The sequence below is a fragment of the Rhodoplanes tepidamans genome, assembly GCF_030813915.1.
GTDB classification, from domain to species: Bacteria; Pseudomonadota; Alphaproteobacteria; order Rhizobiales; family Xanthobacteraceae; genus Rhodoplanes; species Rhodoplanes tepidamans.
Genome location: NZ_JAUSUJ010000004.1, coordinates 291,660 through 316,003 on the forward strand (window position 1 = coordinate 291,660; position 24,344 = coordinate 316,003).

A 24,344-nucleotide genomic window follows, 5' to 3' on the forward strand; every position below is an offset into this window, starting at 1 on the left:
CCTCGCTTGTCGTGAACACAGGCGCCGCGGACGCGGCAGCCGACGGAAACGGTGGCTGGCCGCCCGGCGATGCCGGGCGATGCGGTCAGGCCGTGTAGAGCCGGCCGGGGTCGAGCTCGCGGATCAGCGCCAGCTCCTCGGCCTGCGGCGGCGTCGTGACCGAGAGCTCCCGGGCGCGACGCAGCGTGAAGCCGGTGTTGTCCTGCACCTGCTCGAAGGTGACGCCGGGATGCAGCGCCAGCACCTCCATCTCGCGGGTCTGGGCATCGAAGCCCATCACGGCGAGGTCGGTGACGACGCGCCACATGCCGCCGGTCGGCAGGCCGCGGCGGCGGCGGCTGTCGTCGCCGTCGAGCCAGCCCGGCGAGGTGACGAAGTCGACCTTCTCCACGAAGCGGCGCTTCTCGTGCTTCATCGCGACGATCATGTCGGTGAGCGACGAGATGTCGTTGCCGCCGCCGGTGCCGGGCAGGCGGATCGCCGGCTTGTCGGCCGGGCCGATGAACGAGGAGTTGAGGTTGCCGTAGCGGTCGATCTGGGCGCCGCCCATGAAGCCGACGTCGACATAGCCGCGCTGCAGCAGCAGCAGCACGTCGGTCGACGGCAGCACCATGTTGGCCCGGCGGGTGCAGCGCTGCTCGTTGGTCGACGGCGGCAGCTCGCCCGGCTTGATGAACGGGCCGATGACGCCGCCCTCGAACAGGATGGTCAGCTTCGGCGCGAAGACGCGCTGCGCCAGCGTCGCGGCGAGCAGCGGGATGCCGACGCCGGCGAACACGATCTGCCCGTCGGTGAGCAGCCGGCCCGCCATGATGGCGATCAGCTCGGAGGCCGTGTAGACCGTGGAGGTCGGGGCGTGCTCAGTCATTGTAGATCACCCGGCCGCGGCGGCTCGCCGTCAGCAGCGTCTCGAGTCCCACCTCGGCGAGATAGCCGGCCCAATCCTTCGGGCCGTACACCATCTCGTCCAGATACTGCTTCACGCCGCCGATCGGATCCTTCGCGGTCAGCGCGGCGTAGCGGTCGAGCTGGGCGAAGATCGGCTCGTACTGGCCGTAGCACTCGTGCGGCGCCGAGCCGTACGGCACCTCGACCACCGCCTCGACCGTGAAGAACGGGATGCGGGTGTGGTCCGGGGCGCGGCGGATCTGGTCGTTGGAGACGATCCGCTCGGTGGTCAGGATCACCTTCTTCGCGGCCATCGCGATGTCGATGTCCATGAACTGCAGGCCGTCGAGCTGGGCGTTGCCGTAGGCGTCGGCGCGCTGCACGTGGAGGAGCGCCACGTCCGGGTTGAGGGCCGGCACCGCCAGCAGCTCCTCGCCCGTGAACGGGCAGCGCATCGGCCTCACCTCGTCGGCCCGGATGCGGCCGACGTCGGAGCCGATCATCGAGCGCACCGGCATGAACGGGATGCCCATGCCGCCGGCCCGGTAGCGCAGGCCCATCGCCATGTGGCTCCACTCGTCGAACTCGGCCAGCCCCTTCTCCACGTGGTGGCGCATCACCTTGGAGATGCCCCACACGATGCCCTGGCTGAACCAGCTCGACACGATCTTCCGGCCGAGACCCGACGCGAAGATCAGGTCGCCCTCGGTCGAGGTGATCGAGCGCGACACCGTCAGGCCGGTCCGGCGGGCCCGGATCAGCGACCAGATCATCGCCATCGGGGTGCGCGACAGCGTGCAGCCGCCGATCGCCACGTGGTCGCCGTCGGCGACGAGCTGCGCCGCCTCGTCGAGCGACATCACCTTCTCGCGCAGCCCGCGATCGCGCGCCGCGATCTCGCGGCGCAGCGTCTCGTAGTCCTTCACCAGCGGTCCGCTCATCGGCCCGGCAGCTCCATCTCGGTGAGCGGCACGATGGCGACGCCGGCCTGCTCCAGCGCGGCGCGCGCCGTGCGGGCGACCGCGACCGCCGTCGGCTCGTCGCCGTGGACGCACAGCGTGTCGACCTCGACCTTCACGACCTTGCCGTTCATCGAGAGGATCTCGCCCTCGGTGACCATGCGCACCGTCTGCTTCGCCGCCGTCTCGGCGTCCTTGAGCACCGTGCCGGAGAGGGCGCGCGAGGCGAGGTTGCCGTCGTCGTCGTACATGCGGTCGACGAAGCCCTCGCGGGCGAGCGGCAGGCCGAGCGTCTCGGCGGCGCGCTGCATTTCCGACCCGTAGAGCGCGACGTAGACGATCGACGGGTCGACCGTCTTGATGGCGCGGCCGATCGCCATCGCGTAGTCGGCGTCCTCGGCCGCCATGTTGTTGAGCGCGCCGTGCGGCTTGAGATGCGTCACCTTCAGGCCGGCATACTGGGCCATCGCCTGCAGGGCGCCGATCTGATAGGCGACCATGTATTCCAGGTCGACCGGCTTCATGTGGATGCGCCGGCGGCCGAAGCCCCACAGATCGTTGAAGCCCGGGTGGGCGCCGATGCTGACGCCGTTCTCCTTCGCCATGCCGCACAGGCGGTGCATGGTGTTGGCGTCGCCGGCATGGAAGCCGCAGGCCACGTTGGCCGACTTGATGATGGTCATCAGTTCGGCATCGTTGCCGATATTGTAGGCACCCCAGCCTTCCGCGATGTCGGCGTTGAGATTGATCCGCTTCGCCATTGCTCCTTCGCCTCTCCGTCGGGGTGCTGCGGCGCCGTCTTTTCCGGCAGGGCCGGGGGTGGACGACTGGTGCTATTTATAGGACAACCATACAACAGCCGCGTCCCCGTGCAACCACCCGGGCTGCCGTTCTTTCAGGCGATCCGGACGGGCCGATGGCGCGGCGCACGCCGCCGGGTTCGAGCAGCGTCGGCTCGAGGATGGCCGGTTCGAGAGGAGCGATGTCGAGCGAGCCGCACCCCCGCATCCTGACGAGCGGCGACACCGCCCTGGTGGTGGAGTTCGGCCGCGAGGTCGACCGCAGGGTGAGCGCGCTGGTGCTGGCGCTGACGCGGCGGCTCGAGGCGGCGGCGCTCGACGGCGTCGTCGAGCTGGTGCCGACCTTCCGCTCGCTGATGGTGCACTACGATCCGCTGGTGCTGGCGCCGTCCGATCTCGCCGCGCGGCTCGCCGCGCTGGCGGCCGGGCTCGACGCCGTCGAGGAGCCGGGGCGGCTGTGGCGGCTGCCCGCCTGCTACGATCCCGCCGTCGCCCCCGACATGGCCGACGTCGCCGCCGCCACCGGCATGACGCCCGCCGAGATCGCCGCCGTCCACAGCGCCGAGACCTATCACGTCTACATGCTGGGCTACCTGCCGGGCTTTCCCTACATGGGCGACACGCCAGTGCCGTTGCGCCTTCCGAGACGCCGGGATCCGCGTGTGAAGGTGCCGCCGGGCTCGATCGCCATCGCCACGGCGATGACGGCCGTGTACGCGATCGAGAGCCCGGGCGGGTGGAACCTGATCGGCCGCACCCCGGCGCTGATGTGGGATCTGCGGCGCGACCCGCCCGCCCTGCTCGCCGCCGGCGACAAGGTGCGGTTCGAGCCGGTGTCGCTCGCCGATTACGAGGCGCTCGCCGCAAGCGCCGCCGCGGGCACGCTGGTGCTGACGCCCGAGCCGGCCGCCGCCGCGTCCGCGGCCGTGCCGGAGTCCGTGACATGAGCGCGGCCGCCACCAACGGCGCCGCCGCACCCGCCGGCTCCGCGCCGGACGCCGGCGACGCCCCCGCCCTGCGGGTCGTCGCGCCCGGGCCGGCGACGACGCTGCAGGATGCCGGCCGCACCGGCCATCAGCGCTTCGGCATCCCGGTGTCGGGCGCCATGGACCGCGTCGCGCTCGCCGCCGCCAACCTGCTGGCCGGCAACCCGCCCGAGACGGCAGCGCTGGAGATCGCCTATCTGGGCCCCACCCTCGTGGTCGAGGCGGAGAGCGTGCGGGTCGCCTTCGCGGGCGGCAGCGCGACCGTCGAGGTGCTGGACGACACCGGCGAGCCGCCGCGAAAAATCCCGCCGCTCACCAGCGTGCGGCTGGTGCGCGGCCAGCGGCTGCGCATCGGCGGCCTCGGGGGCAGCGTGGTCGGCTATCTGGCGGTCGCCGGCGGCTTCGCCGTCGCGCCGTTCCTCGGCAGCCGCGCGACCCTGATGCGGGCCGGGCTGGGCGGCTTCGCCGGCCGCGCCCTGCAGGCCGGCGACCGGCTGCCGCTCGCCGCCGCCGTCGCCCCGCTGCGCGACGAGACGACGCTGCCCGACACGACGTTTCCCGCACCGCAGCGGGTGCGCGTCGTGCTCGGCCCGCAGGACGATCATTTTTCGGACGCCGGCGTCGCGACCTTTCTGGGCAGCACATACAAGGTGTCGGCCGCGACCGACCGCATGGGCATGCGGCTCGACGGGCCGGCCATTGCGCATGCGGACGGCTTCAACATCGTCTCCGACGGCATCGCGCCCGGCGCCGTGCAGGTGCCCGGCAACGGCCTGCCGATCGTGCTGCTCGCCGATCGCCAGACCACCGGCGGCTATCCGAAGATCGCAACCGTGATCTCGGCCGACCTGCCGGCCCTCGGCCGGCTCGCGCCCGGCGCCACGCTGACCTTCGAGCGCGTCGATCTCGACGCCGCCGTGGCGGCGCGCCGCGCCCTCGCGGCCGAGCTCGCCGCGATGGCGGCGCGGCTGGTGCCGGCCGGCGGCGGCGTCGACATCGCGGCGCGCATCCTGAGCGAGAACCTGATCGGCGGCGTCGTCGACATGCATGCGGAGCACGCGCCGTGACCGACGCCCGTGCCGACGCCATCAGCGGGAGGACGCGATGAGGACGGCCCGATCCGCCGCGCCGGCGGGGCGCCCCAAGCGCAGCGCCGCCAACGGCGACGCCGACAGCCGCGTGCCGCGCTACCTCCAGGTCGCCGCGGTGCTGCGCCGCCGGCTACGCGACGGCATCTGGTCGGTCGGCGAGAGGATCGCGACGCTGGAGGAGCTGGAGCGCGAGTTCGGCGTCGCCCGCGTCACGGTGCGCCAGGCGATCGAGCTCCTGCAGTCGGAGGGGCTGCTGGAGTCGCAGCAGGGCCGCGGCACCTTCGTCACCAACACGGTCGACCACCGCCGCTGGCTGCAGCTCGCCACCGACTGGGAGAGCCTGATCTCGATGATCCGCGAGAACGTGCCGCATCCGCTGCCGGCGGGTGTCGTGGGCACGCCGCGCATCGCGCCGGGCGAGGGGCGGCGGGCCGCGGCCTACCGGTTCCTGCGCAGCCTGCAGACCCGCGACGGCGAGCCGTTCGGCTATGCCCGCGTGCATCTCGCCCGCGACGTCTACCGGCTGGCGCCGAAGCAGTTCGCGGCACGCGCCGCGCTCGTCGTGCTGGCCGAGATGAAGGGAATCGAGATCGCCCGGGCGCACCAGACCTTCACGTTCGGCTCGGCCGACGTGGAGACGGCGACGCTGCTCGGCATCGGGCTCGCCGCGCCGACCGTCGAGGCCCGCTGCGTCGTCGCCGACGCCGCCGGCACCGTGATCTATGTCGGCGAGATCACCTACCGGGGCGACTGCGTCAGCCTCGACATCGAGCTGCGCGGCGCCGCCGGCGGCAAGGCGTCTCCGGCGGCGGCGGCGTCGCCGGCGAAGCCCTCCCGCGCCGAGCGCCCGCCCGCCAGGTCCGCCGCCGCCGCGAAGCGGGCCCCGCCCCGCCGCCGCGGCTGAGGGGACGTCATGGCCGCACTCCTCACCCGTCATCCCGGACGGTGCCGACGCGCCGCCCTGCGACCACCGGGAGATTCCGGGAATTCCGCTCGTCCCCGCGCAGGCGGGGACGAGCGGAGTGTGCGGCCACCGCGGTGAAAACGTTCTAGGATCGGCTTGTCATATCAACCATGATCGAGGCCTCCCGTGATCAGCAACGGACCAGCGACATGACCGACGCAGGGATCGGGGCGCGGCTGCCGCGCAAGGAGGACGACCGCTACATGCGCGGCCGCGGCCGCTATGTCGGCGACATTCGGCCGGCCGGCCTGCAGGACGTGGCGTTCCTGCGCAGCCCGCTGGCGCACGCCAAGATCCTGTCGATCCGGGTGCCCGAGCACCTGCGCGACCGCGTCCTCCTCGCCGCCGACCTCGCCGCGGTACGCGAGATCCGGGCCGACACCACCCTGCCCGGCTTCAAGTCGTCGACCCAGCCGGTGCTGGCCGGCACGCGGGTGCGCCATGTCGGCGAGCTGATCGCCATGTGCGTCGCGCCGACGCGCGCCGAGGCCGAGGACATCGCGGCCGAGATCGAGGTCGAGTTCGAGGAGCTGCCGGCCGTCACCGACATGCTGAAGGGCCGCACCCCGGGCGCGCCGCTGCTGCACGAGGCGTGGGGCGACAATCTCTTCCTCGTCTCGCTCACCGACGTGAATTCGGCCGAGCTGAAGCAGAAGGCCGCGTACAGCGTGGCGCGCGAGCTGCGCACCGCCCGCCAGGCGATGAGCCCGCTGGAGGGCCGCGGCGTCGTCGCCGAGTGGGACGGCCGCGTCGGCCAGCTGGTGATCCACTCCTCCACCCAGCAGCCGCACATCGTCCGCTCCGGCCTCGCCGAATGCCTCGGGCTCGACGAGGGCGCCATCCGGGTGATCGCGCCCGACGTCGGCGGCGGCTTCGGCTACAAGGGCATCCTGCTGCCCGAGGAGGTGGCGCTCGCCTTCGGCACCCGCCGCTTCGGCGTGCCGCTGCGCTGGCTGGAGGACCGCCGCGAGAACCTGATCGCCGGCGCCGACTGCCGCGAGCACCATTACAACCTCACCGCCTATGCGGACGCCGACGGCCGGCTGCTCGGGCTGGACTGCGAGGCGAGCGTCGATTGCGGCGCCTACTCGGCCTATCCGTTCTCGGCCTGCCTGGAGGGCGGCCAGATCGGCAGCATCCTGCCCGGCCTCTACGACTTCTCGCTCTACCGCTGCCGCGTCCACTCGGTCGCCACCAACAAGCCGCCGATCCTGCCCTATCGCGGCGTCGCCCGCACCGGCGCCTGCTTCGCCCTGGAAGTGACGCTGGATGCGCTCGCGCGAACAATCGGCATCGAGCCGACCGAGCTGCGCTTCCGCAGCCTGGTGCGGCCCGAGCAGATGCCGTTCGACAACGTGGCCAAGCGCCACTTCGATTCCGGCGACTATCCGGAGGCGCTGCGCCGCGCCGTCGACGCGCTCGACCTGACGGCGGTGCGGGCGCGCCAGAAGCAGGGCGAGCCGGACGGCCGCCGCATCGGCATCGGCTTCTCCATGTATGCCGAGCAGGCCGGCCACGGCACCAGCGTCTACTCGGCCTGGGGCATCCCGATGGTGCCGGGCCACGAGCAGTGCCAGGCGCGGTTCACGCCGGACGGCGGGCTCGAGCTGCGCATCGGCGCGCACAGCCACGGCCAGGGCCTGGAGACGACGCTGTCGCAGGTGGCGCATTCGATCCTCGGCGTGCCGCACGACAGGATCAGGCTGATCCACGGCGACACCGCGCTGACCCCCTACTCGACCGGCACCTGGGGCTCGCGCTGCATGATCATGTCGGGCGGCGCGGTGGCCGAGGCCTGCGACGCGCTCGCCCTGCGGCTGAAGAAGATCGGCGCCGCGCTGCTGCAGGCCGACCCCGCCGCGGTGCGGCTCGAGGCCGGCGAGGTGGTCGGCCCGGGCGGCCGGATGAGCGTCGCCGAGATCGCCCGCACCTGGTATCGGCGGCCGCAGGACCTGCCGCGCGACGTCGATCCGGGCGGGCTCGAGGTGACGGCCGGCTACAAGGCGCTGCGCGACACCGGCACGTTCAGCTACGCGGCGCACGGCGCCGTGGTGGCGGTCGATCCGGAGACCGGCGAGACCGAGATCCTCGACTACGTCATCGTCGAGGATGGCGGCGTGCTGGTGAACCCGATGATCGTCGACGGCCAGATCATCGGCGGCACGGCGCAGGGCATCGGCACCGCCTTCTACGAGGAGATGCCCTATGACGAGCGCGGCCAGCCGCTCGCCTCGACGCTGTCCGACTATCTGCTCCCCGGCCCGACCGAGATGCCGGACCTGAAGATCCTGCACATGGAGACGCCGTCGCCCTACACGCGCTTCGGCCAGAAGGGCATCGGCGAGGGCGGCGCCATCGCGCCGCCCGCCGCGCTCACCAATGCCGTCAACGACGCGCTGAAGGAGTGGGGCGTCGAGCTCCTGATGTCCCCCGTCACGCCGCGCCGCATCGTCGAGGCGATCGCGGCGGCCCAGCACCGCGAGGCCGCGGAATGAGCCCTCCGAGTCATTCCGGGGCGCACCGGAGGTGCGAACCCGGACTCCAGCAACAGGCTCCGACGTCTTGGTTGGATTCCGGGTCCGCGCGCTGGCGCGCACGTCCCGGAATGACCAGCCCTGATCAGGCGGATTTCGCATGAAAGCTGCTGCATTCGACTATGTCCGTCCGGCGAGCGTCGCCGAGGCCTGCGCGCTGCTCGCCGAGGATGCCGACTCGAAGGTGATGGCCGGCGGCCAGTCGCTCGGGCCCATGCTGAACCTGCGGCTCGCGCGGCCCGCCCGGCTGATCGACATCACCCGCATCCCCGAGCTGGGGCGCGTCGAGGAGAGCGCCGACGCCGTGACGCTCGGCGCGGTGGTGACGCACGCCGCGATCGAGGACCGGCGCGTCGCCGACCCGACGCACGGGTTCCTGTCACGGGTCGCCCGCGGCATCGCCTATCGGGCGGTGCGGTCGCGCGGCACCATCGGCGGCAGCCTCGCCCATGCCGACCCGGCCGCCGACTGGGTCTCCTCGCTGACGGCGCTGGGCGCCGAGGTCCTGATCACGCGCGCGGACGGCACGCAGCGACGCCTGCCGGTCGAGGACTTCATCCAGGGCGCGCTGGCGAGCGCGCTGGAGCCCGGCGAGATTCTCGACGGCGTGCGCATCCCGCGCTTCTCGGCCGAGGCGCGCTTCGGCTTCGAGAAGATCTGCCGGAAGACCGGCGAGTTCGCCGAGGCCATGGGGGTCGCGGTGCACGATCCCGCACGCGGCGTCTGCCGCATCGTCGCCGGCGCCGCCGGCGGCCGGCCGGTCGTCATCGAGGCGAGCCGCGGCGCCGGCGCCCGCCTGCTCGAGCGCTTCGCCGATGCGGCGGCCGTGCACGACATGCTGACCGAGGCCGGCCTCGCCGGCGACGCTTACCGGATGCGCCTGCACGTCGCCGCCGTGCGCCGCGCCGTCGAGGAGATCCGCCGATGACCACCGTCACGATCGAGGTCAACGGCAAGGCCGTCACGGCCGAGGTGACGCCGCGCACCCATCTCGCCGATTTCCTGCGCGAGCAGCTGCTGCTCACCGGCACCCATGTCGGCTGCGAGCACGGCGTCTGCGGCGCCTGCACGGTCGAGATCGACGGCGAGATCGCCCGCTCCTGCATCACCTTCGCGGTCGCCTGCGACGGCGCCACGGTGCGCACCATCGAGGGCTTCGACGACGACCCGCTGATGGCGCGGCTGCGCGACGCCTTCTCCACGTCGCACGCCCTGCAGTGCGGCTACTGCACGCCCGGCCAGCTCGTCGCGGCGCGCGACCTGATCCGCCGCAAGAGCATCGAGCCCGACCTCGACATCCGCACCGAGATGAGCGGCAACCTGTGCCGCTGCACCGGCTATGCCGGCATCGTCGCGGCGATCGAGACCGTGGCGGCCGAGCAGCCGGCCGTGCCGGCCCTCGCCCGCGACCGCTGGGCCGGCCCGGCGCCGGGCCCGGGCGCCGCGACCGCGGCACCCGTGAAGCCCGCCGCACCAGCGGCTGCGCCCAAGGTCACGGCGCCCAGGCCCGCTGCGCCCAAGCCCGCTGCACCCAAGCCCGCTGCACCCAAGCCCGCTGCACCGTCTGCGCCGTCGCGCCCCGTCGAGGTCGAGGTCGGGCCCGTCACGGTCGAGGCCGGCGAGACGCGTTTCACCCAGACCTTCGTGCTGGAGCACCCGGGCGACGCCGTGTGGGCGCTGATGCGCGATCCCGAGCAGGTCGCGGCCTGCATGCCCGGCCTCGCCCTCGATCCGCCGGGCGAGGACGGCCGCCTCACCGGCCGCATGGAGGTGAAGCTCGGCCCGATCGCCGCCGGCTTCTCCGGCGAAGGCACGATGCGGCGCGACGACGCCGCCCGCCGCATGGCGATCGAGGGCCGCGGCAGCGACCGCCGCAGCGGATCGCGGGCCTCCGGCCGCGTCGACTACACGCTGGCCGACACCACGGCCGACACCGGCGCCGCGGCCACCCGCGTCGACTGCGTCATCGCCTTCACGCTGCAGGGCCCGCTCGCCCAGTTCGGCCGCTCGGATCTGGTCCGCGACCTCGTCGGCCGCATCGGCGCAGCCTTCGCGACCAACGTCGACGTCCGCCTGCGCGCTCCCGACGGTGCGACGGTCGCCCCCGCCGAGCTCGGCGGCGCCTCGCTGCTGCTCGGCGTGCTGTTCGGCCGGATCAGGCGGGCCGTGATGAGGATGCTGGGGCGCGGGAGCTGATCACGATCTCCGGTCACCTCTACCCTGCGGGGAGAGGTGATACGGCATCCGGCTGATTCAGTCGGTGGTCATTCCGGGGCGGCGCGAAGCGCCGAACCCGGAATGACGGCGAACTGATCACCCGGAACAGTATGACGTTCGCGGCAGCCCTCGAGCCCCCCTCACTCCGGCACCTTGCGCGGCCCCGGGCCCGTGTAGGTCCAGATCTGGTCGCGCGGGATCGGGCCCTTGTTGCGGTAGTCCGACTGGCTCTCCTCCCAGGCATGGGCGAGGCAGCCGACCGAGCGCGACAGCACGAACAGGCCGCGGCACAGCGGCGGCGGAAAGCCGAGCTCGGCGAAGACGACGCCGGTCGCGCCGTCGATGTTCATCGGCACGCGCTTGCCGCCGCGGCGCTGCGCGATCACGTCCTCGACGGTGCGGCCGATGGCGGCGAACAGGCCGCTCACCGCGCCCGCCGCCGCCGCCTCGTCGACGAGCGACAGGATGCGCGGGGCGCGCGGGTCGAGATGATGGAAGCGGTGGCCGAAGCCCGGCACGTGCCTGATGCCGCGCGCCGCCAGCGCCTCGATTTCGTCCGTCACAGCCTTGGTGATGGCCGCGGCGTCACGGGCCCCCTCGGGCAGCCGCGCCGCGACCGCGTTGAACAATTCGACGCACTGCTCGCCGGCGCCGCCATGCACGTCGCCCAGCACGTTGGTGGCCGACGCCATGGCGTTGTTGATGCCGACCCCGCAGGTCATCGCCATGCGGGCGATGGCGATCGACGGCGCCTGCGGCCCGTGGTCGACCGCTGCCACCAGGGCGGCCTCCAGCAGCTTCGCGGCCGGCTTCGACGGCAGCTCGCCGCGGGTGAGCAGATAGACCATCTCGGCGAAGCCGACCCGGCCGATCAGATCCTCGATCGCGTAGCCGCGATAGCGGATCATCCCGGGCTTCATCTCGATGATCGACGTCGCCCACCAGTCCGACGGCGACAGCTTCTGGCGCTCGCTCATTTGGATCCTCGGTTTGCTCGCAATTTGATCCGTCATCCTGAGGTGCGAGCGAAGCGAGCCTCGAAGGATGAGCGGCCGCTGACTCCGGGGCCGTCGCCCTTCGAGGCTCGGCCTGCGGCCGAGCACCTCAGGGTGACGGAGGAAGTGCCGACGCGCGGCGTCAGATCGCGCCGCCCTCGCGCAGCCGCGAAATCTCCTCCGGCGCGAAGCCGAGCTCCTGCAAGATCGCGTCGGTGTCGGCGCCGAGCGCCGGCGGCGGCGTGTGCGGGGTGGGATCGCCGCTCTCCAGCTTGAAGCCGGAGCGCACGACCGGCACCTCGCGGTCGACCCCGGGCGCGCCGGGGAAGCGCGTGACCAGCTTGCGCTCCCTGATGTGCGGATGCTCCAGCACCTGCGGAATCGACAGCACCTCGCCGGCCGGGATGCCCTTGGCGTTGAGCAGCAGCGACCACTCCTTGGCGGTCTTGCGGGCCAGCGCCTTCTCGATCTCGGCCTTGAGCTCGAAGCGGCGCTTCTTGCGGTCCTCGCGATCGACATAGAGCGGGTCGGTGGCGAGCTCGGGTCGGCCGATCACCTGGCACAGCGCGACGAACTGCTCCTGCTTGTTGGCCGCGATGTTGAGCGGGCCGGAGCCGGTCGTGAAGGTGCCGGACGGGCTCGCCGTCATGTTCTCGTTGCCGATCGGCCGCGGCTGCACGTGGGCGACCAGATAGTTCGACACCTGCCAGCCCATGGCGACCAGGGTCGATTCCAGCATCGACACGTCGATGAACTCGCCCTCGCCGGTCCGTCCGCGCCGCACCAGCGCGGCCGCGATGGCGAAGGCCGCCGTGATGCCGCCCATGGTGTCGGCCACCGGGTAGCCGACCCGCAGCGGCGCCGTGGTCTCGTCGCCCGTCACGCTCATCACGCCGGCCAGGCCCTGGACGATCTGGTCGTAGGCCGGGTTGCCGTGCAGCGGCCCGGTCTGGCCGAAGCCCGAGATGGCGCAATAGACGAGGCTCGGCTTGATCTCCTTCAAGGTCGACCAACCCAGCCCGAGCCGGTCCATCACGCCGGGGCGGAAGTTCTCCACCAGCACGTCGGCGCTCTCGACCAGCCGGCGGAACACCGCCTTGCCGGCCGGGTCCTTCAGGTTGACCGTGACCGAGCGCTTGCCCGCGTTCTGGGCCAGGAACGAGACGCCCATCAGCGCCTTGTTGAGGTCGCGGTCGGCGCCGAGCTGGCGCGCGAGGTCGCCCGTGCCCGGGACCTCCACCTTGATCACGTCGGCGCCGAGCAGCGCCATCTGGTAGCAGCAGAACGGCCCCGCCAGCACGTTGGTGAGGTCGAGCACACGAATTTTGTCGAGAAGCGGGCTCACGGTTTGCCCCATGGGAAGCGCGCGGCGCCGGGCCGGGTCTTGGCGAGCGAGCCGTGCGTCTGGCGTAGGGACGGGCGAGAGCCGCCGCCCCGAAGACTACGGTCCTGTGTACACGATTGCGGTCTGCGCGACGAGTGACGCCGCGGCGGATCCGCCATCCGGACGAATGCGGAACGAGCCCGCGCCCCGGTTGCCGCGCCGCCCCGCCGCGCCCGGAGCGGGCGCAGGCCGCATCCCGGATCAGTCGCGCACCGCCTTCTCCAGGGTCGCCGTGACCCACTTGTTCAGGCTGACGCCGGCCCGGCGCGCGGCGCCCGAGACGGCCTTGTGCAGGGACGGATCGGCCCGCACCACGAACTGCCCGGAATACGGCTTCTCGGGCTCCTCGCCACGCGCCTTGCAGAAGGCGAGATAGTCCTCGATCGACTCGGCGAACGCTGCCTTCAGCTCCGCCACCGACCGGCCCTGGAACGTGATCACGTCGCGCAGATTCGCCACCTCGCCGTGGAAGACCTCGGCGTCCTCGTCGTACTCGACGACGGCCTCGTATCCCTTGTAGCTCATGGTCGTCATGGCTCGATCCCGGCCTCGGTGAGAAAGCGGCGCACCGATTTCACCGCAGCCTTATCGGTCTCCTTCTGCGGATGCGGGCGGTGGAAGACCGCGCGGACACCGCCGAGCGCGACCCGCACCCGCGAGCCGCTGCCCTCGCCGATCTCCGCCCCGCAGGCACTGAACAGCGCCTCGATGTCGGTCCAGGCGATCCCGGACCGGACCGGCGAGGCGAAGATCGCCTCGAGCGTGGCGCGGTGCTTCCGGCTCAGATCCATATAGTATCACTTTTTGATATCAATTCAACGCGGCACGACCTCCAGCGTGCGACGCGCAGCTGCCGGGCGCAACCTTCCGGGCTCAGTCCGCCAGGATGCGCGCCAGCGTCGCGACGTACCGGGCCGTGATCGTCTCGCGGGCGTGGTGGCGGCCGTCCTGCACCACGACGGCACCGCCGGCCATCACGGTCGCCACAGCCTCGCGGCCGGCGACGAACAGCCAGAGATCGATCAGCCGGTCGATCGCCCGGTCGCCGCTCGCGCCGGCGAGGTCCGGGTGCGTGGTATCGAGCACCACGAGGTCGGCGCGGTTGCCGACCGCGATGGCGCCCATCGGCTGGGCCAGCGCCTGGGCCCCGCCCCGCAGGGCCTCCGCCAGCAGGCGACGGCCGGTCGACTCGCCCTCGGCGGTCGCCATCACGTTGCGGGCCCGCAGCGCGAGGCGCTGCGAGTATTCGAGCTGGCGCAGCTCGCCGGCCGGATCGATGTCGATGTTGGAGTCGGTGCCGACGCCGAAGCCGCCGCCGCTTTCGAGATAGCGGGCCCCGTCGAAGATGCCGTCGCCGAGCGACGCCTCGGTGAGCGGGCAGAGGCCCGCCACGGCGCCGGACCGCGCCAGCCGCACGGTCTCGTCCGGCGTCATGTGGGTGGTGTGGATCAGCACCCAGCGCGCGTCGACCGGCATCTCGTCGATGAGCCACGCGACCGGCCGGCGGCCCGACCACGCGACGCAGTCGTCGACCTCCTTCACCTGCTCGGCGGCGTGGATGTGCACCGGGCCGTCGGGGGCGATCTGCAGCGCGGCGCGCAGCGTGTCGGGCGTGACGGCGCGCAGCGAATGCGGCGCGATGCCGACGCGGCCCCCCGGCACGGCGCGGACGGCCTCGCGGCTGCGCGCGACCAGGCGGGCGAAGCGGTCCGGGTCGTTGAGGAAGCGGCGCTGGCCGGCGACCGCCGGCTGCCCGCCGAGGCCGCCATAGCCGTAGAGCGAGGGCAGCAGCGTCAGGCCGATGCCGGTCGCCGCCGCGGCGGCGGCGATGCGGACCGCCATCTCGCCGAGATCGGCATAGGGCGCGCCGTCGATGTCGTGGTGGAGATAATGGAACTCGGCGACCGCGGTGAAGCCGCGCTCCAGCATCTGCATGTAGGCGAAGGCGGCGATCGCCTCGGCATCGTCCGGCGTCAGCCGGGCGAGGAAGCGGTACATCACCTCGCGCCACGTCCAGAAGCTGTCGGAGGCGGGGCCGCGCCGCTCGGCGAGCCCCGCCATGCCGCGCTGGAAGGCGTGGCAGTGCAGGTTCGGCACGCCGGGCAGCGCGAGCCCGGCGATCCGCTCGCCCCCGTCCGCCAGTGAATCCGGCTCGACCGCGGCGAACACGCCGTCCCGCACCGTGACGCGCACGTTCTGCGCGAACCCCTCCGGCAGCAGCGCCTGCGCGAGCAGGAAGGTCTGGGTCATCGTCTCCTCCGTCTCGACCTCTCCCCGCTGGCGGGGCGAGGGGCACAGGCGCCGTGCCGAGCCCGCGCGCCGGACCATAGCGGAGGGCGCGGCGATTCTGTATGGGACGGAGCGCGGGCGCGGCATGCCTGCGGGACGACGAGGCCTTCCATGCGGTTCGACCGGCTGTGGCGCGACGCGCAGATCGCGACGCTCGATCCCCGAAAGCCCGGGCTCGGGCTGATCGCGCGCGGCGCCATCGGGGCGACGGACGGCCGCATCGCCTTCGTCGGCCCCGAGGCTGACCTCCCGGCCGATGCCGACGCGGCCGAGACGATCCGGCTCGACGGCCGCCTCGTCACGCCCGGCCTGATCGACTGTCACACCCATCTGGTCTACGGCGGCTCGCGCGCCAGAGAGTTCGAGATGCGGCTCGCCGGCGCCACCTACGAGGAGATTTCGCGCGCCGGCGGCGGCATCGCCTCGACCGTGACGGCGACGCGGGCGGCGAGCGAGGACGCGCTGGTGGCGAGCGCCCGGGCGCGGCTCGACCGGCTGATCGCCGAAGGCGTCACCACGGTGGAGATCAAGTCCGGCTACGGGCTCGACGACGCGACCGAGACCCGCATGCTGCGCGCCGCCCGCCGCCTCGGCCGCGAGGCGGACGTGCGGGTCGTCACGACCTATCTCGGCGCCCACGCGACGCCGCCCGGCGAGCCGGACAAGGACGCCTATGTCGAAAGAGTCTGCGCCCTGATCCCGACGCTGGCGCAGGAGAAGCTCGCCGACGCGGTGGACGCCTTCTGTGAAGGCATCGCCTTCTCGCCCGAGCAGACCGCGCGCGTGTTCGCCGCCGCCAAGGCGGCCGGGCTGCCGGTGAAGCTGCACGCCGACCAGCTCTCCAACCTGCACGGTGCGCGGCTCGCCGCCGCGCACGGCGCGCTCTCGGCCGACCATCTCGAATACACCGACGAGGAGGGCGCCGCCGCGATGGCGCAGGCCGGCACCGTGGCGGTGCTGCTGCCCGGCGCCTACTACGTGCTGCGCGAGACCCACAAGCCGCCGGTCGAGGCGTTCCGGAAGCACGGCACCCGCATGGCGCTCGCCACCGACTGCAATCCCGGCACCTCGCCGGTCACGTCGCTGCTGCTGATCATGAACATGGGCGCGACGCTGTTCCGCCTCACCGTCGACGAGGCCATCGCCGGCGTCACCCGCGAGGCCGCCCACGCGCTCGGCCTCGCGTCGGAGATCGGCACGCTGGAGACGGGCAAGTCCTGCGACCTCGCGATCTTCGACGTCGACACCCCGGCCGAGCTCGTCTACCGCATCGGCGCCGCGCCGCTGCATGGCCGTGTGTGGCGCGGGCAATGACATCATGGTGTTCGGAACGACACTCCTCTCTCCGTCACCCTGAGGTGGCCGCGCAGCGGCCCTCGAAGGGCGACGGCCCGCGACGCCTCGGCCGTCCATCCTTCGAGGCCCGGTTTCGCCGGGCACCTCAGGATGACGGGTCCAGCACAAGGACCAACAGATGACCCGCATCGACAACGCCCGCACCATCCGCGCCCCGCACGGCAACGCGCTCTCGGCCAAGAGCTGGCTCACCGAGGCGCCGCTGCGGATGCTGATGAACAATCTCGATCCCGACGTCGCCGAGAAGCCGGGCGAGCTCGTCGTCTACGGCGGCATCGGCCGGGCGGCGCGCACCTGGGAGAGCTTCGACCGCATCGTCGCGGCGCTGAAATCCCTCGAGGCCGATCAGACCCTGCTGGTGCAGTCCGGCAAGCCGGTCGCGGTGCTGACCACGCACGCCGACGCGCCGCGGGTGCTGATCGCCAACTCCAACCTGGTGCCGCACTGGGCGACCTGGGACCACTTCAACGCGCTCGATCGCCAGGGCCTGATGATGTACGGCCAGATGACGGCCGGCTCGTGGATCTATATCGGCTCGCAGGGCATCGTGCAGGGCACCTACGAGACCTTCGCCGAGATGGGGCGCCGGCACTACGGCGGCGACCTCGCCGGCCGCTGGATCCTCACCGCCGGGCTCGGCGGCATGGGCGGCGCCCAGCCGCTCGCCGCCGTGATGGCGGGCGCCTCCTGCCTGGTCGTCGAATGCCAGCCGAGCCGCATCGAGATGCGGCTGCGCACCGGCTATCTGGACGTCAAGGCCGACACGCTCGACGAGGCGCTGGCCATCATCGAGCGCGCCTGCGCCGCGAAGACGCCGCTCTCGGTCGGCGTGCTCGGCAACGCCGCCGAGATCTTTCCGGAGCTGTTCCGCCGCGGCGTGCGGCCCGACGCCGTGACCGACCAGACCTCGGCGCACGACCCGGTCAACGGCTATCTGCCGAAGGGCTGGACGCTCGCCGAGTGGGAGGCGAAGCGCGAGACAGACCCCAGGGCCGTCGCGGCCGCGGCCAAGCGCTCGATGGTCGATCACGTCAGGGCGATGCTCGACTTCCACCGCGCCGGCGTACCGACCGTCGACTACGGCAACAACATCCGCCAGATGGCGCAGGACGAGGGCCTCGCCGAGGCCTTCGCGTTCCCGGGCTTCGTCCCGGCCTATATCCGCCCGATGTTCTGCCGCGGCATCGGCCCGTTCCGCTGGGCCGCGCTGTCCGGCGACCCGGCCGACATTCTTCGCGCCGACGAGGCCGTCAAGGAGCTGCTGCCGGACGACCGCCATCTCCACAACTGGATCGACATGGCGCAGAAGCGCATCAAGTTCCAGGGGCTGCCGGCGCGCATCTGCTGGCTCGGGCTCGGCGACCGCCACCGCGTCGGCCTCGCCTTCAACGAGCTGGTCGCGAAGGGCGAGATCAGCGCGCCGATCGTGATCGGACGTGATCACCTCGACTCGGGCAGCGTGGCGAGCCCGAACCGCGAGACCGAGGCGATGCTGGACGGCTCCGACGCGGTGTCGGACTGGCCGCTCCTCAACGCGCTGGTCAACTGCGCCAGCGGCGCCACCTGGGTGTCGCTGCACCACGGCGGCGGCGTCGGCATCGGCTACTCGCAGCACGCCGGCATGGTGATCGTCGCCGACGGCACGCCCGAGGCCGCGCGAAGACTCGCCCGCGTGCTGTGGAACGACCCCGCCACCGGCGTCATCCGCCACGCCGACGCCGGCTACGACCTCGCCATCGACTGCGCCCGCGAGAAAGGCCTGATCCTGCCGAGCCTGGGGTAGGCGCCCGGCTGCACCCAGCGGATCCTGGAAGGCTCGCCTTCTTCCCTCTCCCCTCGCGGGAGAGGGAACGAGCCGTGCGCCATCACGCGCGAGCGAACCAGCAGCCGCCCCCTACTCCAGCCCCTCGAAGGTCAGCCCGAGCAGCGGCGCGTGCTGCTGGGCGCCGTAGACGTCGCTGTCGCCGACCGCGCCGGAGGCGAGCGGGCGCTTCAGCGTGATCTTGATCGCGTGCGCCGGGTCGAAGGCGACGATCGAGATCACGTCGGTCTCGGCGACGCCGTAGAGCGCGGCGATGCGGGCAGCGTCGAGGGCGCCGCTCTGGCGCACGCGCTGATACCACGCCGCGTCGCGGAACATGACGTCGAGCGTCAGCTCGAACGGGCCGGCGTTCTTCGAGCGGATCACGCCGGCGATGTCGACGAGGCGCACCGGGCTCATCGGACGACCTCCGCCACGGCCGGCGCGCCGATCTCCTCGAAGCGCACCGGGAAGAGCGCGCCGGGATCGTCGATGCCGGTCAGCAGGTGATAGACGGCGAAGCGAAACACCTCGCCGGCCTGCAGGTCGGACGGCGAGTACGGGAAGGCGAGGTTGCCGGCGGTCGAGACGCGGCCCGGATAGCCCCAGTGCAGCAGGCTCGAGCGGGCGAAGCTGACGATCGTGTCGGCGATCTCCTGGGTCGCCGCCACCGCCTCGACGACGAGGCCGATCTCGTGCGGGGTCGCGGTCGCGCGCAGCGGCTCGCTCGCCCCCATCACGCCGTCGCGGCCATAGAGCCGGAACAGCAGCCGGTAGTCGTCCGGCGACAGCGTGCGCGAGAAATTCTCCGCGACGCGCGCGCGCACCGCATCGAGGATCGAATCGATCTGGGCGATGAAGGAGGGATCGCGCACGCCGGCGATCGACACGGTGCGGAAGCCGGCGAGCGCCGCGCCCTCGATCTTCAGCGTGTAGGGCCCGCGCATCATGCGGCTGCCGGCGACCCGCACGGTGCGCGCGTCCTCCTGCACGAAGGTCGTCGCGGTCAGGTCGAGCACGCCGCCCGGTCCGGGCAGGCGATACGGGTCGCTCTTCTCGTAGAGCGTGTGGGCCGCGACCGAGACGACGGTGCAGCGCCGCTCCGGCGCCATCGGCTCGACCAGGAAGTGATCACGTCGCAGCGTGCCCAGCATGCAGTCGCCGCCCGAGCCGGGCACCGCGGCGATGGCGGCGCATTCGAGGATTTTTCCCAGATGCACGGCGAGGCCGGCGTCGAAGCCCCGCATCAGCGGCAGCGCCGCGAACACGGCCGGGTCGTAGGCGCGGCCGGCGACGATCACGTCGGCGCCGCGCGCGAGCGCCTCGATCAGCGGCTCGGGTCCCATCTGGGCGACCAGATGGGTCGCCGCCCGCACGTCGTCGGCGCTCGCCTCCGGTCCGGGCGGCAGCGGCACCAGGCGGCCGTCGCGCTGCGCGGCGAGCAGCGTCTCGGGATCGATGTCGGCCGGGATCACGGCGAGCCGGAACGACAGGCCCTCCTCGGCCGCGATCTCGCGCACGATGGCGAGCGTCCAGTCGAGATGCGGCCGCGCCCCGCAGCCGCCCGCCGTGCCGACGATCACCGGGATGTCTCGCGCCCGCCCGGCGGCGAGCATCAGCCGCAGATCCCGCTTCACCGCGGCCCGGTCCGTGAACGGCACCCCGGCGCCGAGATAATACGGCCCCGGATCGGACGAGCCGGCGTCCACCGCGATCACGTGCGGATCACGCGCGAGCCCCGCCGCGAAGGAGGATTCGGGAAAGCCGTAGCCGAGGATCGCGGTCGGCGACAGGATTCTCAGCTCGTCGGGGGGAGGGGTCATCTGTGCTTGTCTCTTCCGTGCGATCGGAGTCGCTCAGCCATTTCGGAGGCTCGATCGCGGGCTCCGAGTCCGGGGCTCACCCCCCTCCCCGACCCTCCCCCACAAGGGGGGAGGGAGCAGGCTGCGGCAAGTGGCCTGATCATCGAAGCAGACGATAAGGTTCGCCGATCGGCACAGGGAAGCGGCTCCAGCGTTCCCTCCCCCCTTGTGGGGGAGGGACAGGGAGGGGGGTAGCCCCACGCACGACGCTGTCGTTTCATCCATCGTGGTGTGCCATCGTGAATCCCACCTCACTCCACCTTGGCGCCGGCGGCCTTCACGACCTCGGCCCAGGTGGCGAGATCGGTGTCGAGGCGCTTCGCCAGCTCCTCGGGCGTCGAGGTGACGATGGTGGCGCCCTGCGCCTTCAGCTTCTCCTGGACGCCGGGGTCGTTCATCGCCTTCACGGCGGCGTCGTGCAGCCTGTCGCGGATCGCCACCGGCAGGCCGCGCGGCGCGAACAGCGCCACCCACAGGTCGGCCGCGAAGCCCGGGATCGTCTCGGCGATCGCCGGAATGTCGGGCGCCGCCGGGGTGCGCTGCGCCGAGCTCATCGCCAGCGCCTTGAGCGACTTGCCCTGCAGCTGCGACATCACCGACGGCATGCTGGCGAAGCCGAGCATCACGTGGCCGGCGATCATGTCGTTGATGGCCGGGGCGACGCCACGATACGGCACATGGGTGAGCGGAATGCCGGCGCGGCTCTTCAGCATCTCGCCGAGCAGGTGGTTGAGCGTGCCGTTGCCGGCGGAGGCGTATTGCAGCGGCTGCGCGGCGTTCTGCCGGGCGAGCCCGATCAGCTCGGCGACCGTGTCGGCCTTGAGCGAGGGATGCGCGACCAGCACGTTCGGCACCGTCGCCAGCATGGTGATCGGCTCGAAGTCCTTCACCGGGTCGAAGCCGAGCTTGGAGAACAGCGCCGGATTGATCGCCTGGGTCGACGAGATGTTGACGATGAGCGTGTAGCCGTCCGGCGCCGCGCGGGCCGCCGAGGCGGTGCCGATGTTGCCGCCGGCGCCGACCCGGTTCTCCACCACGAAGCGGGCCTGGCCGAGACTCTCGCCCATCTTGTCGGCGAGCACGCGGGCGACGATGTCGTTGGTGCCGCCCGCCGCCTGCGGCACGACGACGATGACGGGGCGGCTCGGATAGACGTCCTGGGCCGCGGCCGGCGCCGCCGCGAGGCCGGCCGACAGAAGCGCGGCCGCGGCGAGGAGCGCGCGGCGGGAGAGCGGGAACGAATCGGTCATGAAAAGGTCCTCCCTCGGTTGCGGGCCGGCGATCTCCGCCGCCGGATGAAACCGAGGGTAGGCGGGCGGCGCGCAGGACGGGAAATACCGTCTCGCTCTGCGGGCCATAAGCCCCGCTTATGCCGTCCCGGCCAGCCGGACGCCGCGCCAGGCGCCGGCGTCGACGCGCGCGCGGGCGAGCGCCAGCAGCAGGTCGTGCACGGCCTCGACGGCCGGCGTGCGGGCCGCCGAGGCGAGCCGGCACAGGCTGACGGGGCGCGCCACCTCCGGCGCCACCAGCCGGCGGTGCGCCAGCGTCGCGCCCGGCGGCAGCGCGGCGAGCGCCGAGAACGGCAGCACCGTGCAGGCGAGGCCGTCGAGCGCGGCGCCGAGCAGCAGCGGCAGCGAGTCGATGTCGGCGACCACGGTCGGCGCCTCGACGCCGGCCTGGGCGAAGGCGCGCTCGACCAGCAGCCGCAGGCCCTGGCTGCCGCTCGGCAGCACCAGCGGCACGCCGGCGAGCGCCGCCACCGGGCAGGTCGCCGCCGCGTCGTCGCCGGCCGCCGCGGGCAGCGGGCCCATGACGAACAGGTCCTCCTGCAGCAGCGGCTCGACCGCGACATTGGGCGTCTCGACGTCGCGATAGAGCATCACCAGGTCGAGCCGGCCGTTGGCGAGCAGCTCGGCCAGATAGCCGCTCATCGATTCGAAGATCTGCAGCCGCAGGCCGGGATGGCGGGCGCGCACCAGGCGCAGCAGCGGCGCCGCCAGCATGGCGGCGACCGTGGTGGGCAGGCCGACCGCGACCGTGCCGGTGACGCCGGCGCCGGCGCCGCCGCGCACCTCGGCGGCCGCCTCCTCGAGCTGGCGCAGCACCGTGCGGGCGTGGCGGTAGAGCGCCTTGCCGGCCTCGGTCGGCCGCACACCCTGCGGGCTGCGCAGCAGCAGCGCGGTCTTCAGCTCCGCCTCCAGCCGGGTCATGCGCTGGCTCAGCGCCGGCTGCGCCACGTGCAGATGCGCGGCCGCCCGGGTCAGGCTGCCGAGATCCACGATGGCGACGAAGGCCTTCAGCTGACGGATGTCCATGGCGGCGGGCTGGTCGGATGACACCGGCCGATCCTAGAGCATATCGCGACGGCGATGCATCGCCCCCGATCTCCGCTCGTCGCCGCGAAGGGAGGACCCAGGAGCCTCACGACCTGCGGCCCCTGGAGTCCCGCTTGCGCGGGACTGAGCGGAGGGTGGGGCGAGCTCGGCGAAAGGCGCGCAGGCGCCGGCTCAGCCGGCCGGCGGACGCGGCTTCGGCGGCCGCGGCCGGCGCACCAGCAGGACGGTGAGGTTGAACCCGATCGCGACGGCGAGCGCCGTCGCGAGGCCGGGCCACACGCCGACCAGCGGCACCGCGAGATGGATGGTGAGGCAGGCGGACGAGAAGCCGATCAGGCCGAGCAGCGCGTTGGCGATGATGGCGGCGGTCGGCGGCCCGCCGAGCCGCGGCTGCAGGATCATCACGAAGCTCAGCAGCACCACCGGGAAGGCGGAGAGCAGGCCCGTGAAGGCGGTGCCGAGCCAGGAGCTGCCCGTCACCACGAAGCCGACCAGGCTCGCCACCATCAGGGCGCGGGCCGGGATGTCGTACCAGCGCCGCCGCGCCGGCAGGATGCGGGCGTGGCGGAAGCGCGCCGCCAGCGTCACGCAGGCGATCAGCACGCCGAACACGGCGGCCGCCGCCGGCACCGTCGTCCACGCCACCGCCTGCACGCCGAGCGCGGCGACGAACCAGCAGGCGAGCGCCCCGAGCGAGCTCGGCGCGGTTCCGCAGCGCTGCGCCAGCACCACATAGGCGAGCGCGAAGGCGCCGTTGGCGATGTTGGCCGTGAAGCTCGCCAGCGCCGCGTCGGCGATGAAGCCCGGCCCGTGGTCGAGCGCCAGGAACACATAGGCCGGCCCGGTCGAGGTCGGCAGCGTCGCGATCATGGCGCCGATCACCGCCCCGGCCCGCTCGGCCGCCAGCGTCGCGGCGACGACGATCAGGGCCGTGATCGCCATCTTGCTGGCGAGCGGCAGCAGCAACGCGAGATCGGGAGACATGTCGAAACCGGGATCCTTCAGCCAGTCATTCCGGGGCGCGGGCGAACCCCGCGAACCCGGAATCCAGCGGCGACCTCGGAATCAGGGTCTGGATTCCGGGCTCGTCGCGGCGCGGCGTCCCGGAATGACCACCGAATGGGATCGATCACCCGACTCTGATACGAGCGGCGTCGCAGCGCCCCCTCAGGCGCGGTCGAGCCGCACCGTGACCGGCGGGCCGTTCCGGATGGTCTGGTAGACGACGCAGTAGCGCTCGGTCAACGTCAGGAGCTGGTCGAGCTGCTCCTGCGGCGCGTCGGTGTCGACCGTGAAGGTCAGGCGGATCGCGGCGAAGCCGACCGGCGCGTCCTTGGCGACGCCGAGCGTCCCGCGGAAGTCGAGGTCGCCCTCCGCCGCGACCGTGCCGCCCGCCAGCGGGATCGCCAGCGCGGTCGCCACCGCCTTCAAGGTCACGCCGGCGCAGGCGACCAGCGCCTCCAGCAGCATGTCGCCCGAGCACAGCTCGAGCCCGCTGCCGCCGGTCGCCGGATGCAGGCCGGCGACCGCCAGCGCCCGCCCGGTCTCCACCTTGCAGGCGATCGCCTGGTCGGCGAGCGTGCCCCTCGCCTTCAGGGTGACCATCGCGGTCGTCGGATCGGCCTTGTAGCGCTCCTTGATCGGGGCCTGCAGGGCGCGCAGCGCGGTCGCATCCATCGGGGCGTCTCTCGGTTCGGGGGTTTTCGCCGGACCCGCACGTTAGCGCCCGCCGCGGCGCGCGCAAGCGCCCCGGAGGCCACTCCTAAGCCTTTGTGAATACGTTCGGTTTGACTGGACCCCGGCAATCCGCCACCTTGTCCGAAACCTCTTCGCGTGTTTTCGCGCCGTGGCGACGCGCCGTTGCGTCGCCGCTGGTCTCAGC

General features: G+C 72.5%; 22 protein-coding genes. 8 read left to right on the plus strand and 14 right to left on the minus strand.

Annotated features, from left to right (window positions below):
* Positions 1-85: 85 nt before the first annotated feature.
* The 3 genes from J2S22_RS07355 to J2S22_RS07365 are packed head-to-tail and all read right to left on the minus strand — an operon-like array spanning position 86 to position 2,608.
* A complete protein-coding gene (locus J2S22_RS07355) occupies positions 86-868 on the minus strand; it encodes a CoA-transferase subunit beta (protein ID WP_272779577.1) in 783 nt (260 codons plus the stop codon).
* Positions 861-1,829, minus strand: coding sequence for a CoA transferase subunit A (locus J2S22_RS07360; RefSeq protein WP_272779578.1), 969 nt, complete (start codon positions 1,827-1,829; stop codon positions 861-863). Before J2S22_RS07360 ends, J2S22_RS07355 begins: the two co-directional genes overlap by 8 nt.
* Positions 1,826-2,608, minus strand: coding sequence for a LamB/YcsF family protein (locus J2S22_RS07365; protein ID WP_272779579.1), 783 nt, complete (start codon positions 2,606-2,608; stop codon positions 1,826-1,828). Before J2S22_RS07365 ends, J2S22_RS07360 begins: the two co-directional genes overlap by 4 nt.
* Before the next feature lie 221 nt (positions 2,609-2,829).
* Between J2S22_RS07365 and pxpB the strand changes: the two genes are divergently transcribed.
* The 6 genes from pxpB to J2S22_RS07395 all read left to right on the plus strand — a co-directional run bounded on the left by pxpB (position 2,830) and on the right by J2S22_RS07395 (position 10,418).
* The gene (gene pxpB, locus J2S22_RS07370) at positions 2,830-3,594 is read left to right on the plus strand and encodes a 5-oxoprolinase subunit PxpB (RefSeq protein WP_272779580.1); all 765 of its coding nucleotides are present in this window, start codon (positions 2,830-2,832) and stop codon (positions 3,592-3,594) included.
* Positions 3,591-4,700, plus strand: a complete 1,110-nt coding sequence (locus J2S22_RS07375) for a 5-oxoprolinase subunit C family protein (protein ID WP_272779581.1) — start codon at positions 3,591-3,593, stop codon at positions 4,698-4,700. Before pxpB ends, J2S22_RS07375 begins: the two co-directional genes overlap by 4 nt.
* Positions 4,701-4,737: 37 nt before the next feature.
* The gene (locus J2S22_RS07380; protein WP_272779582.1) at positions 4,738-5,628 is read left to right on the plus strand and encodes a GntR family transcriptional regulator; all 891 of its coding nucleotides are present in this window, start codon (positions 4,738-4,740) and stop codon (positions 5,626-5,628) included.
* Positions 5,629-5,837: 209 nt separating this feature from the next.
* Entirely contained in the window at positions 5,838-8,183 is a 2,346-nt protein-coding gene (locus J2S22_RS07385; protein ID WP_272779583.1) for a xanthine dehydrogenase family protein molybdopterin-binding subunit, read from the plus strand.
* Between the two features lie 139 nt (positions 8,184-8,322).
* Positions 8,323-9,150: an FAD binding domain-containing protein gene (locus tag J2S22_RS07390; RefSeq protein WP_272779584.1), complete on the plus strand. Its 828-nt coding sequence runs from the start codon at positions 8,323-8,325 to the stop codon at positions 9,148-9,150.
* Positions 9,147-10,418, plus strand: coding sequence for a xanthine dehydrogenase family Fe-S subunit (locus tag J2S22_RS07395; protein WP_272779585.1), 1,272 nt, complete (start codon positions 9,147-9,149; stop codon positions 10,416-10,418). The genes J2S22_RS07390 and J2S22_RS07395 overlap by 4 nt, the downstream gene beginning before the upstream one ends.
* A 161-nt stretch (positions 10,419-10,579) precedes the next feature.
* Here J2S22_RS07395 and J2S22_RS07400 read toward each other — a convergent pair whose 3' ends face one another.
* The 5 genes from J2S22_RS07400 to J2S22_RS07420 form a co-directional block, all read right to left on the minus strand.
* The gene (locus J2S22_RS07400) at positions 10,580-11,416 is read right to left on the minus strand and encodes a citryl-CoA lyase (protein ID WP_272779586.1); all 837 of its coding nucleotides are present in this window, start codon (positions 11,414-11,416) and stop codon (positions 10,580-10,582) included.
* A 160-nt stretch (positions 11,417-11,576) separates the two neighbouring features.
* On the minus strand, positions 11,577-12,779 hold the full coding sequence (locus J2S22_RS07405) for a CaiB/BaiF CoA transferase family protein (RefSeq protein WP_272779587.1): 1,203 nt from the start codon (positions 12,777-12,779) through the stop codon (positions 11,577-11,579).
* Positions 12,780-13,019: 240 nt separating this feature from the next.
* Positions 13,020-13,352: a type II toxin-antitoxin system HicB family antitoxin gene (locus tag J2S22_RS07410; protein ID WP_272779588.1), complete on the minus strand. Its 333-nt coding sequence runs from the start codon at positions 13,350-13,352 to the stop codon at positions 13,020-13,022.
* Positions 13,349-13,609, minus strand: coding sequence for a type II toxin-antitoxin system HicA family toxin (locus tag J2S22_RS07415; protein ID WP_272779589.1), 261 nt, complete (start codon positions 13,607-13,609; stop codon positions 13,349-13,351). Before J2S22_RS07415 ends, J2S22_RS07410 begins: the two co-directional genes overlap by 4 nt.
* Positions 13,610-13,691: 82 nt before the next feature.
* The gene (locus tag J2S22_RS07420) at positions 13,692-15,068 is read right to left on the minus strand and encodes a formimidoylglutamate deiminase (protein WP_272779590.1); all 1,377 of its coding nucleotides are present in this window, start codon (positions 15,066-15,068) and stop codon (positions 13,692-13,694) included.
* A 150-nt stretch (positions 15,069-15,218) separates the two neighbouring features.
* Here J2S22_RS07420 and hutI point away from each other — a divergent pair, with 150 nt between their 5' ends.
* Both hutI and hutU read left to right on the plus strand, forming a co-directional pair.
* A complete protein-coding gene (gene hutI, locus J2S22_RS07425) occupies positions 15,219-16,421 on the plus strand; it encodes an imidazolonepropionase (protein ID WP_272779591.1) in 1,203 nt (400 codons plus the stop codon).
* A gap of 160 nt (positions 16,422-16,581) precedes the next feature.
* Positions 16,582-18,246, plus strand: coding sequence for a urocanate hydratase (gene hutU / locus J2S22_RS07430; RefSeq protein WP_272779592.1), 1,665 nt, complete (start codon positions 16,582-16,584; stop codon positions 18,244-18,246).
* Between the two features lie 111 nt (positions 18,247-18,357).
* Here hutU and J2S22_RS07435 read toward each other — a convergent pair whose 3' ends face one another.
* From J2S22_RS07435 to J2S22_RS07460, 6 genes are all read right to left on the minus strand, one after another.
* A complete protein-coding gene (locus J2S22_RS07435; protein WP_272779593.1) occupies positions 18,358-18,684 on the minus strand; it encodes a DUF4387 domain-containing protein in 327 nt (108 codons plus the stop codon).
* Positions 18,681-20,087, minus strand: a complete 1,407-nt coding sequence (locus J2S22_RS07440; protein WP_272779594.1) for an acyclic terpene utilization AtuA family protein — start codon at positions 20,085-20,087, stop codon at positions 18,681-18,683. The genes J2S22_RS07435 and J2S22_RS07440 overlap by 4 nt, the downstream gene beginning before the upstream one ends.
* Before the next feature lie 290 nt (positions 20,088-20,377).
* On the minus strand, positions 20,378-21,376 hold the full coding sequence (locus J2S22_RS07445) for a Bug family tripartite tricarboxylate transporter substrate binding protein (protein ID WP_272779595.1): 999 nt from the start codon (positions 21,374-21,376) through the stop codon (positions 20,378-20,380).
* A gap of 117 nt (positions 21,377-21,493) precedes the next feature.
* A complete protein-coding gene (locus J2S22_RS07450; protein ID WP_272779596.1) occupies positions 21,494-22,465 on the minus strand; it encodes a LysR substrate-binding domain-containing protein in 972 nt (323 codons plus the stop codon).
* A 168-nt stretch (positions 22,466-22,633) separates the two neighbouring features.
* Entirely contained in the window at positions 22,634-23,446 is an 813-nt protein-coding gene (locus J2S22_RS07455; protein ID WP_272779597.1) for a hypothetical protein, read from the minus strand.
* Positions 23,447-23,629: 183 nt separating this feature from the next.
* Positions 23,630-24,139 carry an OsmC family protein gene (locus J2S22_RS07460; protein WP_272779598.1) on the minus strand — a complete coding sequence of 170 codons (510 nt, stop codon included), beginning with the start codon at positions 24,137-24,139 and terminating at the stop codon, positions 23,630-23,632.
* Positions 24,140-24,344 lie beyond the last annotated feature (205 nt).